Here is a 14,821-nt window from a genome sequence, read left to right on the forward strand (position 1 = left end):
CGGCAGTTCTTTCTCAGGGGATCGAACTGGCGGGACTGAGGTGACAGGTCCGCCGCCGAATTCGCAAGGCAACGGTAGCCGAGCGAGGGGCAACCGGCAAGGCTGCGTTACGATCACCTCGTTCAGGGGTCAGATAGCCCCTAAAATCGGTTTTGAACGGGTCTACAGCGGCAAACGGCGCTTCGCGCACCAGTGCCACGCCCCACGGGCCTCCTGTGCGGCTGTGCGGCGATCCTGTGGGGACGGTCAGGATGGAGGTGGGAGCCAGTCGGACGCCCCGGACTTTCGCGCCAGATCCTGCTCTACGACAGAGAGGTAGCTCGCCTTTCCGGGATTGTAAGCCCAGCCCGGATCGATGCCATCCGGAACGGTCGTGACCTCGCCGGTGCGGTTGTTGACGAACTTGCGCATCGTGCCGGACAGCGGCTCGAACTTCAGGATCTCGCCCTCTCGCTGCAGCCGGTCGATGTCACGCTGCGAGAGGCTCTGCAGCGTGCAATGGCAGTTCCAGCCGTTCGGGCAGGCATGGGTGTTCCACCAGGGATGGTCGACCGGCAACACCGTGTTGTGCCAGAGCGCATGAAGCGGCCTCGGGTTCTCCTGGCCTTCCAGGTGAACATAGCGGATGAACGGCCGGGTGGCCTTGTTGCGCTCGAACGATGACCAGTGGCCGGCGGCATAGCTCACCCGCATGTTCACATCGAAGATGGTTTTGAGGCGCCTGACGCTGCCGAGCTGCGACCAGCGGGTTTCGCCGGAGAGTGGATCGAACGCAGGCTGCTGACGCCACCAACCCTTCGTCTGCAGCAGCGGCGTCAGCTCGGTGGCGAACTGGGCGAAGGTCTTGCCCTCGGACAGTGCCGCCAGCAGCGCCTTGTAGATCTCGTCCAGGATGTCGAAGCCGGCCGACTTAGCCACCGTGAAGCTGCGGGCATGCACGTCTTGCCATGTGTCGAGCCAGGAGAATTCGGGATCGAGGCGTTGGCCGCGCGCAAACAGCGCCGCGATCGCGTCGACCGGCGGCAGTGGCTTCAGATCTGCGGCCACAGGCTCAACCGATCCTGCCCGACCACCATAGCGCCGCGAGCATCCAGATCACGATCATGGCGGCGCTGTATGCCATGCCGTGCCCATTTCGGCGTTTGGAGTTGATGAAAAAGCCGAGCAAGGCCAGGAACGAACAGAGCGCGAAAAAATAGACCATCGGAGTTCCCTTCAGAGCGTGTCGTCAACTTGGCCTGCGAGCTGGGCTGCAAAGGCCGATCGGGCGAGCAGCTCGGTCAACGCGCCGGCATCGAGCCCGGCAAAGCGCTTCGAAAGCAGCGCCTTCACATCGGCGACGGAGCTGGCGGCCGCGATCTCGGCGTCGAGGCCGGCGACGATCGGCGAGACCAGCGGCTCCCAATCGGCCAGCATGGCGTCCGTCGAGCGCTCGATCGCATCGCGCGTGCCGGTGCCCGCGGTGGAGTGGACCGTCTGTTCGGTCTCGCCGGGTTTCAGTGGTGGGGGCGGGTTGTCATCAGGCGGGTCAGTTGGGGCCGGACCTTTCGGTGGCACGAGCAGTTCTTCGCCCTTGGCGGGGTCTGGAAGGCCGATACGGTCGCGCATCGTCGACATCCCGACCTTCAAGCCCAAGGGAACAAGTTTGGTCACATTGTCGACCAACGATTTGATGTCGACCTGCTCCGGCCGGCCGATCAAGATCCTTGGGTACTTTTTTTGCGGCCCGAAATTCAGATCGACCGTCGGCCGGGTGAGGTCACGGTTCAGCGTGGCTGCGATCTGGCGGCCGTCGGCTTTCTCGATATCCTCACGCACGCCGTCATGGGTTTTGCCGACTGCATAGCCGCCAGCGATTGCATCCGTTGTTCCCGTTTGTCCGAGCACCACCTTGGACGTCTGCTGGTCGAGCCAGTCGGCGCGCTCCTTATAGAGCCCATGCGACGCCGAAATGTCGGCCTTGATGAACTCGACTGCCATCGACGCGGGGACTATGGCGGCATAGTCGACGCCGATGTTGCTCACCGCATCAAGCAGGATTTGCTTGTCCTTCTCGGACGCGCCGGCGTCATATTTTCCCAGGCGGAGCGGCTGGCCATAGGCTTCGCAGAAGATTGCCCAATCCTTGATTGTGAAGCTCTTGAACAGGAAGGTCCAGGCGACGGCGCGGGCAATGCCGCCCCGGATCGGCAGGCCGGATTTAACCTTCGCCGAGTGATAGATCCACTGGTAGGGATTCAGCGGCACATTCTGGCCGCCGTCGCGCAGCAATGGCGTTTCCCCATCAATCTGGTCAAAGACGAACCAGCGCGGGTCGCGCCACGCCAGTCGCTTCGGCCGCCATTGTCCTTCGGACGTGTCCCAAATGATCTCCGTGCAGGAGAAGCCCTTTCCGACCGCGTCGAGAATATCGAACAGCTCGTCCTCGAAGCCGTCTCGCTCGATGACTTCACGCACCAGGTCGGCATGCTCGACACTGGCGGCATCCTCGCCGGCCGCTTCAACGGTGATCTCTAGGCCGGAAACCTGCCGCTTGCGCACGCCAAGCACGCCGGCATAGTGCGGATCGCGCTCCTCCATGTCTTCAGCCAGGGCGAGGTAGCTCTCGGGATCGTTGTCGATCGACCCCCGCAAGATACCGGCCAGCCGGCCGGGGGTGAGGCCAGCCGCCGGGTGAAGAGCATCGTGGCGCCGAACGCCGCTGCCAGTCGGCGCCGCCTGCTCGACCTTCAGGGCGGCTTTGGCGATCGGGCGGCCGTAGCGGTCGACGATCCCTTTGAATTCTTCAGCCATCAGAAAATCCCACGGTTGCGGCGGGCGGATGCCATGCGGAAGCCGCCCTCGATGTCGTCGGCCCGATTGCGCCATGCGCCCTCCGAGCTTTCTTCGAAGCGGCTCTTGGCGATCGCTGCCGGCACATAGTCGTATTCGTGCCACTGCATGCGGCTGGCGAAGTAGGCCAGGACGAGCGCGACCGCGAAATCACCGTGCCGCTTGGCGCCGGCCACGCCGACGCGCTCGGGCGGAATGGACGGTATGCCCCGGATGATCTTGACCAGGCGAAGATCCACCGCGTGCTCGGCGTCCCTGGTCAACGCGATGTTGGCGTCTTCAAAGGCGGTTTTAAGCGGCGGAAAATTCTCGTTGTACCAGTTCTGGCTAAGCGTCACCGACCAGACCAGGCCGCCGGGTGTCTCCTCGGTGTGCAGGCCGAAAGCCCGGCCGAGATCCTCGGCAAGGTTCATGCCGACGCCGGTCGCGTCCACTGCTGCCCCGCAGAGGCGCGGCGCCCGCTTCAGCATCAGCGTGGCGATTTCCTTCTGTTCCTGGAAGGGCACGTTGCGCAACTCGACGGTGAGCGCCGCCTGGCGGCGCAGCACCTTGTCGATCGACAGCAGAGACATGATCGCCGGGTCGGCCTTTCGGGCCGGATCGTAGCCGAAGGCGTGCTGGCGGTTTTCTTCAAGGCCGTCGACCGCTTTCTTGATCGCGTCCAGGTGCGGCGCCATCAAATGCCGGCGCTCCAGCTCCGGACGATGCAGGAAGTCGAGCGGCAGATCGATGCGGATGACCGGCGCCTCTTCGGGCGTCAGCGTCATGCGTGCTTCGATCAGCGGACTGGTCAGCCACGCACCGGAGCCCATGGACGGAACGCAGAACAGCTCCTCGTCGGCGCCGTCGCCATAGAAATCGATGATGTCCTGGCGCCACTGGGCCTCGGCCTCCGGCGACCACTCGCGGCTGGTGACCAGGCAGATGCGCTCGTAAAGGCCTTCCAGCAGCGCCTGGTCGAAATCGATCTTCAGATGGCTGTACTTCGATCGGCCGCCGAGGATGTCCTGGACCTGGACGTTGAATTCGTTGTCAGCGCCGTTATGGGTCGAGCAGACCACGACCTGGCCGCCCCACATCAGGTTGGCCAGCGCCGCCTTCAGCAGTTCCTTGAGACTGTCAACGAACGCCGCCTCGTCGATGATGACTAGGCCCTGCTTGCCGCGAAGGGTGCGCGGCGCCGACGACAGTGCGAGGATCTCGAAGCCGGACGCGAACTGGATGCGGAAGGCCTTGATTTGCCGGGTCTCGTCCGGATGGGTTGGGTCCGTGTCGTCAAACAGGAATTCTTCCTGGGCGATAGCCGCCTGCGCGAATGCCCGCGCCCACATGGCGCAGGCGTCGATGAACTCGCGCGTCATCTCCTGCGAATAGGAAATGTACATGGCGTCCATGCCGCCGGCATCCTTGGCGCGGCCGGCGCGCAGCACGGCATAGGAGGCCAATGCCCATGTCTCGCCAATGCGCCGGCTCTTCTCGATGAACAGCACGCGGACGGCCGTGCTTTCGAGAAGCGAGACGGTGCGCCCCTGATAGCCAAGGAGCACCTTCGGCAAGCCGACGCTTTCGATAACATGGTCTAGGTTCGCCATGCTTTCGCGGCGGACCTTTTCCCATTCCTCCTTTGAGATCGGGCCAGTCATATTCCTGCGGCCCTTTCGATCGCCGCCCGCTTGCACCGATCCCAGGCGCGGTCGCAAAGCCGATCGAGCTTGACCGCTTGAAGCCGAGCTGGCGAACCAGGCGGATAGGTCCAGAACCCATTATCCCCGAACAAGCGACGATAGCGTCGATAGAGCTTGGACTTGCGCCGCCGCAGGTGAACGGAAATCGCGAGCCAGTGAGGCCCGCAGATCCACTCCCTGCAATCGGCTTTGCGCGTTCGCCGGCAGAAGGGAACCAGGCAATGCAATCGGACTGACATCAGTTCGCCCTCACACCACGGGCTCCGGCCAAATGATGGTCACCGTTCCATGGATTGTTCGGCGCGCTATGACCTGGTCGAGTATTTCCCCATCAGGCAACACGACGTTCGCCAGGAGCGGCAGCCCGTTTTCGCCCAGCACTTCCACCCGGACGTATCCATACCCATCGGTGCCGGAAAACGCCTCGCAGATGTTCCGATCGCAGACCTTGCCATCAAGGATGACGATCGGCAGCGTCTTCGATCGGTTGCGCCAGAAATCGACATCGTTGCGATTGCCGGAAATCCTCGTGGCGCGCCGCGCTGGAAGTTTGACGGTGATCATTCGCCAGTCGCTTTCGCGAAGGCCTTGGTCACCTTCTGAATGCAGGCATCGAGCCGGCGGATGTATTCGTCGACGCCGATCCAGGCCGGTTTACCGCGCTGCTTTTCGGCGGCCTCCATCTCACGCCGCAAGGCGTTGTTGAGACATGCCGCCTCGTCGGTCGATAGCTCCAGGCGGATCGTGGTGCTCAATGCAGGCCTCCTGCAGACTTGTCCGACCAGGCGAAGTTGAAGGTGTGCACCAGCAGCTCGGCGTTCGCAGGGTGATTGTCTCCGGTCGTGCCGCCGATCGGGATGCCGTTGCCGTCGAAAATGACCGTGGTCGTGCCGCTGTCGCCCGGCGCGGTCGATAGCGGCAAGGCGATTTTGGCCACTTTCTGCCGGGCACGGTCGTTCATGTCGAGCCGATCCCGTCATAGACCTCTTCAACCGTCGCCAGCGCCGAACGGAGCTGGCGGAGGTAAGCGTCGGTCATTTCCCTGTCGGCCGGCGCGACGGGATAGCCGACAACGGTCATGCGGCGCTCGACGTTGGCGATCTCATGGGTGAGCAGGCCACGCAGGCAGCCGAAGTCGAAAGCTGAGAACGTGAGCGAGATGGTTGGATCGGTGGTCATGATGCCCTCACACCAAGGATCTGCGCCTTGATCGCCTCGGCCGTATCAGCCGACATGCCCTTGGCCTTGGCCACCGTATCGACGGCCTTCTCGACATCGGCCTTGAATTCCTTCGCCACCTTGGCGCGGCGATCGCTGGACACGCTCTGCGCCTGCGTCGCCATCTTCAGCGCCGTGGCGAGCTGCATGGCGCCGATCGGCGCCATGCCGCTCTCCTGGGCGTCGGTCAGCAGCTCGAACACAAGGGACTTAATCGTCTCAGCCGCGATCAGCGTCAGATCGTCGGAACTCTGTGCGTCGAAGCGTTTGGAAATGGTGGCGGCGATCTCGCGGGTATCCTCCAGCCGGCGGGTCAGCATCGCCAGCCTGATCGAATAGCGGTTGAACGCCGAGAAGGACGGGATAACGAATTCGAGCTCGCCTTTATGCTCGGCCTGCAGGGCCTGCATCTTCAGGAAAAACTCTTCGTAGATCTCGGTTTGGGTGCGATCGCGATCCTGCAGCGCGGTAGCCGCCCAGGTGATGATCGGGCCGCACTCGTCGGGCAGACGCTCGATCGCTGAAAGCTGACCACGGCCTTTGCGTGCCATCTCGCTGCCTCAGTCCGGATCGCTGGGACGCTTGACGCCTTCCAGGAACTGCGCCCGTTCAATGTGGGCGCGCCCTGCCTTGCGAATGGTAGCGACCATCACCGATCCGCCGACGATGTTGCGGACGGCGCCGGCGGTCTTTTCGAGAAACGTCAGCTGGTTGCGGATGTACGCGCGCGTCTTGGTGTATCCGAACCGCTTCAGCTCGAGCTCCAGGCGGCCCTCATGCATGGTGCCGTTATCTTCGGCAGCCAGGGCGCGGAGAATGATCAGCCGGATGTCCTGCTCAACGTAGTCGTCGTAATCGTCAATGTTCAAAGTCATGCCGCCTTCGCCCTATCCAGCAAGAATTCTTCCACTCGACGGCTCGTCCGCGCGGCGGCCTGGGTTTCCGCCTTGACGTTGGCCATCTCTATCTGGATGTCCTTCATGGTCATCTGCAGCTGGTGCACCATGTCCTTGTCTGGCAGGTGCTTCATTTCGCTCTCGATCGACTGGATGCGCGAACCGTAGTCATCCAGCTTTGTGTCCAGTCCCGAACAGCGATCCTCTACGGCCGTTTTGTGAGCTTCGAGATCGCTTGCCGTTTTCTTTGCTCCGCTGGTCATGAGCGTGAAAACGGTCGTGCCCAGATTGAGGAGAGTGGAGGCGGCGAGAAGCCAGGGCATCAACGCAGTGAGATCCATCAGGCACGCTTCCTGTTCTGTCGTTCAATGAAGGTCTCGCAGTCGATGCACCTGGTGCAGTTCGGGACCGCGTCACGCCGGGCATCGGGTATGCGCTCTCCGCATTCGCAGAACGGCGAGCTAGTCACCTCGACGGCAGCGTATTGCCCCCGGAGCGCCGCCTGGATGCGCGCGACGCCGGCCGCGCATTCCTGCTCGACGCGCCGCTCGGCCAAGTCGATGGCTGCGTTGCCGGCCGTCATTTCGGTTCCCTCGCAGCCTTGCGCTCGTCATACCAGCCGGCGCACGCGTCGGTCTGGGTGTTCGCATTGCCCAAGGCGATATCGGCCTTCTTGTTCGCAACGCCGAGCTTGTCGCCGAGCTTCACGCCGCTCCGGTGATGGCGGCGGCATTCCGGGGGATAGTCGGGCATGCGACGCGCTTCGGCGACCGCGCGATCGGCTTGCGTCAACGCGTCGGTGACGACGCGGGCCGCCGCCTTGTCGGCATAGGCTTTGCCGAGGGCAGCCTTATCGGTTGTGCAAGCTGTCAAGCAGTTGCTGATCAACAAGGCCATCAACGCGGGCCTGAAGCACGGCGAGGTCATCTTCCGCTTTCCTTTTTTCGGCGTCGGTCAGTGTGAGCGTGGTTTCGAGGTGGACGCGCGCGGCCCGCTCATCAGTCGCAATCTTACTGGCCTCGTCGGCCTTGCCGTCGCTCCAGGCGCGCAGTCGGCGCTGTTCGACCAGCTCGGCATTGAGCGCGTCGAGCCTGGCACTAGCCACGAGTTCCGTCACGGCCTTGTCGACCGCCTGGCGCACGGCCGAGGCTTTGTCGAACCAAAGCCAGATACCCGCGGCGAGAAAGAACCACACCGGTAGCGTGATGCCGAACGTCAGCACCGGTAGCACCCATCTTTTCAAGAAGAGGCCAATAGCTGCGCCGGTCATTGCGCCAACCACCACCACAGCAGCGCCACGCCCACCAGGACGAACACCGTCGCGGTCCCCGATGCCGAGCCCACGAAGCTGGACCAGAAGATGCGCGGATCGATCATTGTACGTTCCCCTCGCTGAACGGTTCGGCCGGCTCGCCGCCGTCTGTCACTGACAAAGGTGTGGTGGACTGCCCGGACACGATAGCGCGGACGATCTGCCTCAGGTCCAAGTGGCCGATGCCCATGTAGGCTCCGCTCACCGCCAGGATCAGGCCGATCGCCGTCGCGGCAACGTAAGCCGCCTGGGCATAGACGATCGAGGCAAACACCGCCGCCCAGGCCAAGGCGCAATTGATGATGACCAGCCCCTTCGAGAAACGGCGGCTCTTCTGAACAAGCGGCATCAGAGCTTCGCCTTCACCTCGGCCCGGAAGCGGTCGCCGCATTCGCGCGCCGTATCGAAAGCGGGATCGAACGGCAGCTTGGCGATGTCCCATTTGCCGCGCTGCTGGATGCCGAGATTGGCTTGCACCTCGGCATGCGACAGCACGGTGTGTGGTCCTACGGGGATCGTGTAGCGCCGGCAAAGCTCAGCGACGACAGTCGAGGCGGCGTCCCACTGCGCCTTCGTGAGCGGCTGCGAGCCAGCGTTGAACGGCCGCTCGATCGCGCCGGCCATCGCGCACATCGAAACGCCGATCGAGCCGGTGTTGCAGTTCAGCGTGTGCGCGGCATAGCCGGCCGTGGCCTTGGGTAGCGAATTGAGGTCGATCGACGGGACGCCACGGATCAGCTTGCCGTCATCCTCGATCAGCAGGTGATAGTGCTGCCGGTCGAAATCCGTCGCCTTGTGGCTACCGGCCGTCCAGTGGAGGATGACGCGCTGGATGGTCGCATTGGGCAGCCAGCCGCTAGGGATGGTCATTGAGTGTCCGCCTGTGAAATCGGCCGGGAGAGCCCCGGCCATTTCGCAACACCATGCCTTCGGCGGCAGGCGGCAATCATGCCCGCTTAGGCGGGCGGCAAATCAGTTGCTGGAAAAGAGGTCGGCCTGGCGCGGATCGTGGCTGCCCTTGACGGGCTTGTCCGGCATGCGCCGGAAGAGCTTGTCCACGCCGGTTTCGGTTATCCCGAGCCGCCCGGCGATCTCGCCGTTCGAGGCGCCGTTGGCGCGATACTGCCGTGCGCGAAGCTCGCGGGCAAGAGGCACACGGATGTATGACCCGGAATAGCGGCGGGCAAGCTTCTGGGCGGCCGCAGCGCCCAGGCTCCTGACAAGGGCTGTGTCGTCGCCGGATGCCGGCACGTAGAGACGGCGTCCGCCATAGGTTTCCGCGAGGCGCACGAAGTCCGCCAGGCCTATCAGGCTGAGCAGCTCAGCGGATCGCAGTTCGTCGCTCACGCCACCTCCAGCCGCAGATTGCGCATGGTCGTGGTGAGCGTCTCGCGGTTCGGCCCGTGCCAGATCAGGCAGAGCGTGTAGAGGCCGTTGCGGCAGCGGTAGAGGGCCGAATGCTTGGTCAGCGTCCAGTCGCAGCCCTTGGCGGCCGCAAGGGCATTGCTGGCCAGCTCCGAGGCCGCGAACGCCTCGATCTTGGAGAAGTCGATCTTGACCCGGCCGGTGAAACGTCTGCGCGTGCTCATGCTGGCTCCCACTCGATCAGCTTGCCTTCGAACAGGCCGGCGCCATGCTCGGCCTGCCAGAAGGCGCCCATGTTCCAGCGGGCCGATCCTTGCTCGCCAATGCGCTTGAGCCGCCAGTCGCCGACATGCTCGATGCCGAAGCCATCAGCCGCGGCGAAGGCCTCGATCTCGTCGCGATGCAGCGAGCGGCCATCGATGACGATCGAGCCGATGAATTCATCCAGGAGCGGCGTGGTGACGATCGCGATCGGCCGGACGCGGATGCAAATGGGATCGGGGTCGACCAGCTTGACGCAATTGCGGGTCCGCATGCCCCGGTAGAGCTGCACCGGCTCGCCCGGCCGAGCATGGCGCTTGCGATCGGCGCGCACGGTATGCCGCTTGGTGAGACCCGAGACCTGAGGGCCGAACATGGCCTTGAAGCTGTAGGCAACCATCACGCGACCCTCGGATCGAAGAAGCCAGCGTCAGCCAACGCATCCAGGATCATGGATTGCCTGTGCAATTCGATCAGCTCGATTGCGGCGTCGAAGTCCGGCTTTGTGGCGCCTCGAAATCGCTCCGTCAGAAGCCGGGCGACAGCACTCATTCTCCCCATATCGGCATCAATGTTTTGCGGGATCTCCGAGAGAACGACGCGGGCCATTTCGACAACCAAAGTGGAGTGTTTCTCGGCCATCAGCGTACCTTCCTGATCATGTCGCCAAGCGCGTTCATCACAACCGGCCAGTCGCGGTCGGTCATCTGGTCGAGCGGCTTTGCGGTGTCCCAGACGAACTGGCGGAAGCCCTTGGGGTCGACGGTCTTCGCGACGGAAAGGATCTGCCACTGTGCGAGTGCAATCTTTGCACCGGAAGGCCGCAGCCATTCCGGCGTGTTGACGGACAGGCTCCAGTCGAGACCGGACTCTCGCGTCATCCACGCCTTGAGCGCGTCGACGGCCTTTGCGGCGTCATCGCCGTCGAGCAGGAACCGGGTGTGCTCGATGCCGGTTTGGCGCTTGACGAACACCAGCATGGCGGCATCGCGCCGATCGCGGACGATGCCGAGGTTCCAGGCGGCGATCCAGAGCGCCTGGAGCTTCTTGGCGAATGGCCCTTGAAGGCCCTTTTCAGCCGGCTTGAAACCCTGCCGGCGCTGCTCTTCGACAATGCGCAGCTGCTCGCGCTCGTTCATCTCGCGCAGGCTGCGCTTGCCAGTGACACGCTGGTAGAGATCGCGCGCGGTGTCTTCGTCCAGACCGAGCTGCTTGTTGGCGACGTGGATGGCGGACAGAGTGCTCATGATGCCAATTCCTCCGCATCGTCCAGGACGGCGTCCACCAGGTCGCTTTCGGCAACCGCGTCGACGATCATCCAGGCGAGCGTCTCGCGGGTGAGGCCTCGCCTCCTGGCGTGGGGCGCGAGGCGCTGCAAGAGGCCGACCGGCAGGTGAACGGTCCGGCAGGTGCTATCGCCGCGCTGGGACTTCGGCGTGTATCGGCGAACCGAGCATTCGAGCGCTGAGACAGTCGACGGAGATATGCCGATGCGCTCGGCGATGGCGTTGATCTCCATGCCCTGGGCGCGGAACGCCGCCACGGCAGCGGTGCGGCTCGGATAGCCAAGGGTCGGCTTGGCGCTGCTCATGGCTCGTCCCTCCGCTCGATCGGGACCGGGCCGCTTCCGTGTGCATTGAAACCGTCATCGACCGCGATTTTCTTGCGGGCGGCCGTGCGCCAGTTCGTCAGGGCGCCGGTTGTCCCGCTGGTCGAGCTGGCACGCAGGCCAGCCATTATGACCGAATGTTCACTGGCGGCCGGGCGCGGGTTGAACCTTGCGCCTTCCTCGTTCGTGAAGAACTCGACCAGCTTGGCCTCTGCCATGTCGTGGCGGGCGCGCCATGCCGAATAGTCGGCGTGCCTGAATTCGCCGGTTTCGGCCTTGGCGACCGCCAGCTTCTCGTCGAGTAGCGCGACGAGGCGCTCAAGAGTTTCGATCCAGAGCGTCATTGCCATCACGCCTTCGCCAGGTCGATTGTGACCGCCCGCCAGTCGGCGTCGAGACGGTCGCGCTCGTAGCAGCGGACATAGATCTTCGAGCCGACCACGCGCATGGCGTCGCGGATGGCCGCCATGGCGCGTTGCCAGCGCTCGTCGCCGATATCGAGCCGCAGCAGCATGAATATCGCGGCGCGGTTGATCTGGCCTTCCTTGTCGGTGTTGAAGGCGCGCGTCACGATGGCGCGGATCTCCGGCCGGCTGTCGGCCGACCATTCCGTCAGGCACTCGTCGATCAGGCTCTTGGCGATCTGCAGCTGGGCGCCGAAGTCGATCGTGTCGGCGACCTGCACCTTGACCATCTTCATGCCGTCGAAGGTCATGAACGTCTTGTTGCCCTTCGCGCCGCCCTTGCTCGCTCCGTACTCCTGGGCGAGCAGCGCCTCGAAGGCGCCGAGATCGTTGAACGTGTGTTCCTTGAAACGGCCGATCTGCGCGGAAAGATCGGTGGCGTAGCCGAGGATGGTGCGGACCGTTTCGTCTTCGAGCATCTCGGACGGCTTGATCATTTCGACCGGCACGAGATTGCCCTTGGCATCGGGCATGTATTGCTTGTCGCCGACCAGGACCTTTCCGGTGGGGCGGGCTTCAGTTGCTGCTTGCATGGTCATTCTCCTGTTGGATCGGGATCGGGCGCATGAAGGCCAGCAGGTCGCGCACGGCGGCCATCTGCAGGACAACATGCTCCAGGTGTTCGGCGTCGGCCTCGACGTTCCAAGGCAGCGTTCTTTCAAGGGCCGAGACCAGCAGGCTGGCTTCAAGGGCGATTGCCCACAGCCCTTCCGTGGCCATCGCCAAAGCCAGCACCTCGGCGGTGGTGGCCCGGACCGCGTTGCGCTCCGGATCGGCAACGATGCGGCCGCAGAGGTCGATCATGTCGAGCTTGGCGATGGAGGCCAGCAGCGCTTCACTTGCGGCCATTCGAGTGCCTTTCCAGAATGGTCCTCAGGCGCTTGGCCGAGCGCTCCAGCGCCTTGCGGGCCGGTATCTCGCCCGGTCCGAATTTCGCCTGCTCAAGCTGGTCGACCGACGCGCCAACGTCCCGGCAGGCCCGCATGATGAGTTGGTCGCGTGTCGACCGTTTCGCAGGCTTGGACGCTTCAATCTCGGCATCGATCAACGGGATGATCAGGTCAGCGAGCCGCTGTGCGCGCGACTTGGCCTCCTTGGGCGGGACCGCCATCGTCATGCCGCACCTCCCGGCCTTCCGTCCGAAAACGGCCGCGGGATAACCGGGAACAGCCGCACGTTCGACCCTGGCCGGCACGCCGCCTCGGCGATGCGGTCGGCCTCGGCCTCGCGCTCTGCCCGCGCCTGGTCATTCCAGACCTTGCAGCTCAACCGATTCTCGATGTCGCGGGCTTTCCCGCGAAGTTCCTTGATGCACTCGCAGAGAACACGGGCGTCTTCGGGATCGAGGATGCGGGGCTCGTGCTGATAGTCGGAAATCAGGTCGCGCAGTTCGGACAGGCCGTCTGAGAGCGCCAACGACATTCTTTCGCCCATGGCTATTTTCTCCTTTGGGGGCAGGTTTTGCAGGCGTGGAAGAGCTGGGCGCGGTGCCGCGACGTAGCGCGGAACGGCTCCTTCTGTTCGGTCAGGCAGCGGTCGCGGCCGATCTCGCCGAGCACCGGGCATTCGACGGTTGCGGCCATCAGGGCGCCGCGCACCATCTGCTCGACGCGGGCGACATCGCCCAGATACTTGCCGCTGATGATGGTCGAGACGGCGGAGCGGCTGTAGCCGATACGCTGGCCGGCGACGCCGAGGTCACCGGCGTCGGCAAGCCGGGCCAGCTCGTCCAGCCAGTCGGGCAGCGGCGAGCCGTGCGCATCGATCGCCTTTTCGACAAACGACTTGCCGTCCGGCCGGCTGTGCTTGACGGGCCCCCGGTTCATGGCTTCGCCTCGCTTGCGACGGGACGGCCGATGACCGTTTTGCTGTTCGGATCGAACACCATTTTTGTGGCGAGGATCTTCGGTGCCTGCAGGCCGAGATTGTGCACAAGCCGATAGCGCCCTGGGCTGCCGGCCACGATGCCAGCGGTAGACAGCGCGTAGAGATAGGCTTCCACGGTCCGCCGAGGCACGTCAGGGCAATCTTCTGCCATGTCGGCAAGGCTGAACACCTTGGCCATCTTGATCGCGCGCCAGATCTGCTCGATGGCTGTCTCGGGCGGGGTCTTGCCGTCCGGCGTCAGCCGCGGTGCTACGAGAGGCCGTTTGACCAGGCGATAGACGACGGTGGCCGGGAGATTGGCACCGCCGCCATGGCTGGCGGTCTTCTGCTCGACGACCTCAGCAATGCCCGCGAGCCGAAGCTTCCGGACGAACCTGCCGACCGCCTGCGTCTTGACGTTCGTCCGATGGCAGATCTGCCGCACCGTCCAGGGGCCGCCGAGATCGAGATCGCGGATGATCGACCAGTAGCCAGCCTCGCCGCGCGGCACTGCGATGCTGATCTGCACGATGTCGAGGATGGATCGCCCGCTCATGCGAACTTCCTAGGGGTGAATTTAGGGGCGCTGAAGATCGCGTTGGCGCCGCCAAACGCGGCGAGGTCGACTCTCTTGATGCCGAGGAGTTGGCCGGCTTCGACCACCTTGGTGAGGTTGACGGCGATGCGACGCGTGTTGCCCCTGGTCTTGTCGAGAATGGCGGCTGCCAGGTCGTCTGTGATCTCGATGCCGGGGCAGCGATTGGCAGCCAGCAGGCCAAAATCCTCGGCGTCACAGGGCACGGCCGACAGCCACTCGAGCACGCGGTTATGCACCCGCTCGAACTCTTCCAGATGCTTTGGCAGCATCTCCTCGCCGATCATGACAACCGGGGCGCCGGACTTGTCCGAGAGCTCACGCAGCAGGTCGACAAAGCGCTTTTTGGCGATGAAATGCGCCTCGTCGATGATGAGCGGCCGGCGCGGGTCGGCCACCAGCAGCATAATGGCGTTGGTTTTCAGATCCTCGATCGAGCCGCGCGGGCGCGTTTCGCCCAGCTCGATCAGAATCTGCATGAGCAGCGAGCGCGCCGAGGTGAACTGGCCACATTCGACATAGGCCGCCCGATATTTGTTGGCGCCATAGATGCCGGATTTCGTCTTGCCCCAGCCGGATGGGCCGGAGAAGACGGCGAGACCGGGATCGTCGGGATTGCGATCGACCATCTTTGCGAGCAGGGTCGAAAAGGCGGCAACGTTCTTCAGCGGTGCCGGCCGGTTGACTTTGAGCATTTCTGTCATCATTTTCCTCGTTG

30 protein-coding genes are annotated in these 14,821 nt (G+C 63.9%); all 30 read right to left on the reverse strand.

Annotated elements, in window-relative coordinates:
* Nucleotides 1-246: 246 nt before the first annotated feature.
* Nucleotides 247-1,047 carry a phage head morphogenesis protein gene (locus NKI54_RS05870; protein ID WP_352690873.1) on the reverse strand — a complete coding sequence of 267 codons (801 nt, stop codon included), beginning with the start codon at nucleotides 1,045-1,047 and terminating at the stop codon, nucleotides 247-249.
* Nucleotides 1,048-1,051: 4 nt separating this feature from the next.
* Nucleotides 1,052-1,204 (reverse strand): hypothetical protein, encoded by a 153-nt coding sequence (locus NKI54_RS05875; protein ID WP_352453352.1) that lies wholly within the window; start codon nucleotides 1,202-1,204, stop codon nucleotides 1,052-1,054.
* A gap of 11 nt (nucleotides 1,205-1,215) precedes the next feature.
* On the reverse strand, nucleotides 1,216-2,793 hold the full coding sequence (locus tag NKI54_RS05880) for a DUF935 domain-containing protein (protein WP_352690875.1): 1,578 nt from the start codon (nucleotides 2,791-2,793) through the stop codon (nucleotides 1,216-1,218).
* Entirely contained in the window at nucleotides 2,793-4,475 is a 1,683-nt protein-coding gene (locus tag NKI54_RS05885; RefSeq protein WP_352690877.1) for a terminase large subunit domain-containing protein, read from the reverse strand. Before NKI54_RS05885 ends, NKI54_RS05880 begins: the two co-directional genes overlap by 1 nt.
* 291 nt (nucleotides 4,476-4,766) lie before the next feature.
* Nucleotides 4,767-5,081 carry a hypothetical protein gene (locus tag NKI54_RS05890; protein ID WP_352690879.1) on the reverse strand — a complete coding sequence of 105 codons (315 nt, stop codon included), beginning with the start codon at nucleotides 5,079-5,081 and terminating at the stop codon, nucleotides 4,767-4,769.
* Nucleotides 5,078-5,272, reverse strand: a complete 195-nt coding sequence (locus NKI54_RS05895; protein ID WP_352690880.1) for a hypothetical protein — start codon at nucleotides 5,270-5,272, stop codon at nucleotides 5,078-5,080. Before NKI54_RS05895 ends, NKI54_RS05890 begins: the two co-directional genes overlap by 4 nt.
* Nucleotides 5,269-5,478, reverse strand: a complete 210-nt coding sequence (locus tag NKI54_RS05900; protein ID WP_352690882.1) for a hypothetical protein — start codon at nucleotides 5,476-5,478, stop codon at nucleotides 5,269-5,271. Before NKI54_RS05900 ends, NKI54_RS05895 begins: the two co-directional genes overlap by 4 nt.
* On the reverse strand, nucleotides 5,475-5,696 hold the full coding sequence (locus tag NKI54_RS05905) for a hypothetical protein (protein WP_352690884.1): 222 nt from the start codon (nucleotides 5,694-5,696) through the stop codon (nucleotides 5,475-5,477). The genes NKI54_RS05900 and NKI54_RS05905 overlap by 4 nt, the downstream gene beginning before the upstream one ends.
* A complete protein-coding gene (locus NKI54_RS05910) occupies nucleotides 5,693-6,286 on the reverse strand; it encodes a DUF3486 family protein (protein ID WP_352690886.1) in 594 nt (197 codons plus the stop codon). The genes NKI54_RS05905 and NKI54_RS05910 overlap by 4 nt, the downstream gene beginning before the upstream one ends.
* 9 nt (nucleotides 6,287-6,295) lie before the next feature.
* On the reverse strand, nucleotides 6,296-6,610 hold the full coding sequence (locus NKI54_RS05915; RefSeq protein WP_352516680.1) for a VpaChn25_0724 family phage protein: 315 nt from the start codon (nucleotides 6,608-6,610) through the stop codon (nucleotides 6,296-6,298).
* Nucleotides 6,607-6,972 carry a DUF2730 family protein gene (locus NKI54_RS05920; RefSeq protein ID WP_352690888.1) on the reverse strand — a complete coding sequence of 122 codons (366 nt, stop codon included), beginning with the start codon at nucleotides 6,970-6,972 and terminating at the stop codon, nucleotides 6,607-6,609. Before NKI54_RS05920 ends, NKI54_RS05915 begins: the two co-directional genes overlap by 4 nt.
* Nucleotides 6,972-7,214: a TraR/DksA C4-type zinc finger protein gene (locus NKI54_RS05925; protein ID WP_352516682.1), complete on the reverse strand. Its 243-nt coding sequence runs from the start codon at nucleotides 7,212-7,214 to the stop codon at nucleotides 6,972-6,974. The genes NKI54_RS05920 and NKI54_RS05925 overlap by 1 nt, the downstream gene beginning before the upstream one ends.
* A complete protein-coding gene (locus NKI54_RS05930; protein ID WP_352690891.1) occupies nucleotides 7,211-7,504 on the reverse strand; it encodes a hypothetical protein in 294 nt (97 codons plus the stop codon). Before NKI54_RS05930 ends, NKI54_RS05925 begins: the two co-directional genes overlap by 4 nt.
* Nucleotides 7,482-7,901 carry a hypothetical protein gene (locus tag NKI54_RS05935; protein ID WP_352516684.1) on the reverse strand — a complete coding sequence of 140 codons (420 nt, stop codon included), beginning with the start codon at nucleotides 7,899-7,901 and terminating at the stop codon, nucleotides 7,482-7,484. The genes NKI54_RS05930 and NKI54_RS05935 overlap by 23 nt, the downstream gene beginning before the upstream one ends.
* 103 nt (nucleotides 7,902-8,004) lie before the next feature.
* Complete coding sequence (locus NKI54_RS05940) at nucleotides 8,005-8,292, reverse strand: hypothetical protein (RefSeq protein WP_352516685.1); 288 nt, start codon at nucleotides 8,290-8,292, stop codon at nucleotides 8,005-8,007.
* A complete protein-coding gene (locus NKI54_RS05945; RefSeq protein WP_352690894.1) occupies nucleotides 8,292-8,813 on the reverse strand; it encodes a peptidoglycan recognition protein family protein in 522 nt (173 codons plus the stop codon). Before NKI54_RS05945 ends, NKI54_RS05940 begins: the two co-directional genes overlap by 1 nt.
* A 102-nt stretch (nucleotides 8,814-8,915) precedes the next feature.
* Nucleotides 8,916-9,290 carry a hypothetical protein gene (locus NKI54_RS05950; protein WP_352690896.1) on the reverse strand — a complete coding sequence of 125 codons (375 nt, stop codon included), beginning with the start codon at nucleotides 9,288-9,290 and terminating at the stop codon, nucleotides 8,916-8,918.
* Nucleotides 9,287-9,532: a hypothetical protein gene (locus tag NKI54_RS05955; protein ID WP_352690898.1), complete on the reverse strand. Its 246-nt coding sequence runs from the start codon at nucleotides 9,530-9,532 to the stop codon at nucleotides 9,287-9,289. Before NKI54_RS05955 ends, NKI54_RS05950 begins: the two co-directional genes overlap by 4 nt.
* On the reverse strand, nucleotides 9,529-9,969 hold the full coding sequence (locus NKI54_RS05960) for an ASCH domain-containing protein (protein WP_352690900.1): 441 nt from the start codon (nucleotides 9,967-9,969) through the stop codon (nucleotides 9,529-9,531). Before NKI54_RS05960 ends, NKI54_RS05955 begins: the two co-directional genes overlap by 4 nt.
* Nucleotides 9,969-10,211: a hypothetical protein gene (locus tag NKI54_RS05965; protein WP_352690901.1), complete on the reverse strand. Its 243-nt coding sequence runs from the start codon at nucleotides 10,209-10,211 to the stop codon at nucleotides 9,969-9,971. Before NKI54_RS05965 ends, NKI54_RS05960 begins: the two co-directional genes overlap by 1 nt.
* On the reverse strand, nucleotides 10,211-10,816 hold the full coding sequence (locus NKI54_RS05970; RefSeq protein ID WP_352690902.1) for a regulatory protein GemA: 606 nt from the start codon (nucleotides 10,814-10,816) through the stop codon (nucleotides 10,211-10,213). Before NKI54_RS05970 ends, NKI54_RS05965 begins: the two co-directional genes overlap by 1 nt.
* Nucleotides 10,813-11,160, reverse strand: coding sequence for a hypothetical protein (locus NKI54_RS05975; protein ID WP_352546940.1), 348 nt, complete (start codon nucleotides 11,158-11,160; stop codon nucleotides 10,813-10,815). The genes NKI54_RS05970 and NKI54_RS05975 overlap by 4 nt, the downstream gene beginning before the upstream one ends.
* Nucleotides 11,157-11,528: a hypothetical protein gene (locus NKI54_RS05980; RefSeq protein WP_352690904.1), complete on the reverse strand. Its 372-nt coding sequence runs from the start codon at nucleotides 11,526-11,528 to the stop codon at nucleotides 11,157-11,159. The genes NKI54_RS05975 and NKI54_RS05980 overlap by 4 nt, the downstream gene beginning before the upstream one ends.
* Nucleotides 11,528-12,175 carry a DUF3164 family protein gene (locus NKI54_RS05985; protein ID WP_352516694.1) on the reverse strand — a complete coding sequence of 216 codons (648 nt, stop codon included), beginning with the start codon at nucleotides 12,173-12,175 and terminating at the stop codon, nucleotides 11,528-11,530. Before NKI54_RS05985 ends, NKI54_RS05980 begins: the two co-directional genes overlap by 1 nt.
* Nucleotides 12,159-12,491 (reverse strand): hypothetical protein, encoded by a 333-nt coding sequence (locus tag NKI54_RS05990; protein ID WP_352690906.1) that lies wholly within the window; start codon nucleotides 12,489-12,491, stop codon nucleotides 12,159-12,161. The genes NKI54_RS05985 and NKI54_RS05990 overlap by 17 nt, the downstream gene beginning before the upstream one ends.
* A complete protein-coding gene (locus NKI54_RS05995; protein WP_352690908.1) occupies nucleotides 12,478-12,759 on the reverse strand; it encodes a hypothetical protein in 282 nt (93 codons plus the stop codon). The genes NKI54_RS05990 and NKI54_RS05995 overlap by 14 nt, the downstream gene beginning before the upstream one ends.
* A complete protein-coding gene (locus tag NKI54_RS06000; protein WP_352690910.1) occupies nucleotides 12,756-13,076 on the reverse strand; it encodes a hypothetical protein in 321 nt (106 codons plus the stop codon). The genes NKI54_RS05995 and NKI54_RS06000 overlap by 4 nt, the downstream gene beginning before the upstream one ends.
* Before the next feature lie 2 nt (nucleotides 13,077-13,078).
* Nucleotides 13,079-13,468, reverse strand: a complete 390-nt coding sequence (locus NKI54_RS06005) for a transcriptional regulator (RefSeq protein ID WP_352690912.1) — start codon at nucleotides 13,466-13,468, stop codon at nucleotides 13,079-13,081.
* Nucleotides 13,465-14,064, reverse strand: a complete 600-nt coding sequence (locus NKI54_RS06010) for a hypothetical protein (RefSeq protein ID WP_352690913.1) — start codon at nucleotides 14,062-14,064, stop codon at nucleotides 13,465-13,467. The genes NKI54_RS06005 and NKI54_RS06010 overlap by 4 nt, the downstream gene beginning before the upstream one ends.
* The gene (locus NKI54_RS06015) at nucleotides 14,061-14,807 is read right to left on the reverse strand and encodes an AAA family ATPase (RefSeq protein WP_352453377.1); all 747 of its coding nucleotides are present in this window, start codon (nucleotides 14,805-14,807) and stop codon (nucleotides 14,061-14,063) included. Before NKI54_RS06015 ends, NKI54_RS06010 begins: the two co-directional genes overlap by 4 nt.
* Between the last annotated feature and the right edge of the window lie 14 nt (nucleotides 14,808-14,821).

Origin of the sequence: Mesorhizobium sp. M0663 (assembly GCF_040320585.1) — a bacterium.
Lineage (GTDB): Bacteria > Pseudomonadota > Alphaproteobacteria > Rhizobiales > Rhizobiaceae > Mesorhizobium.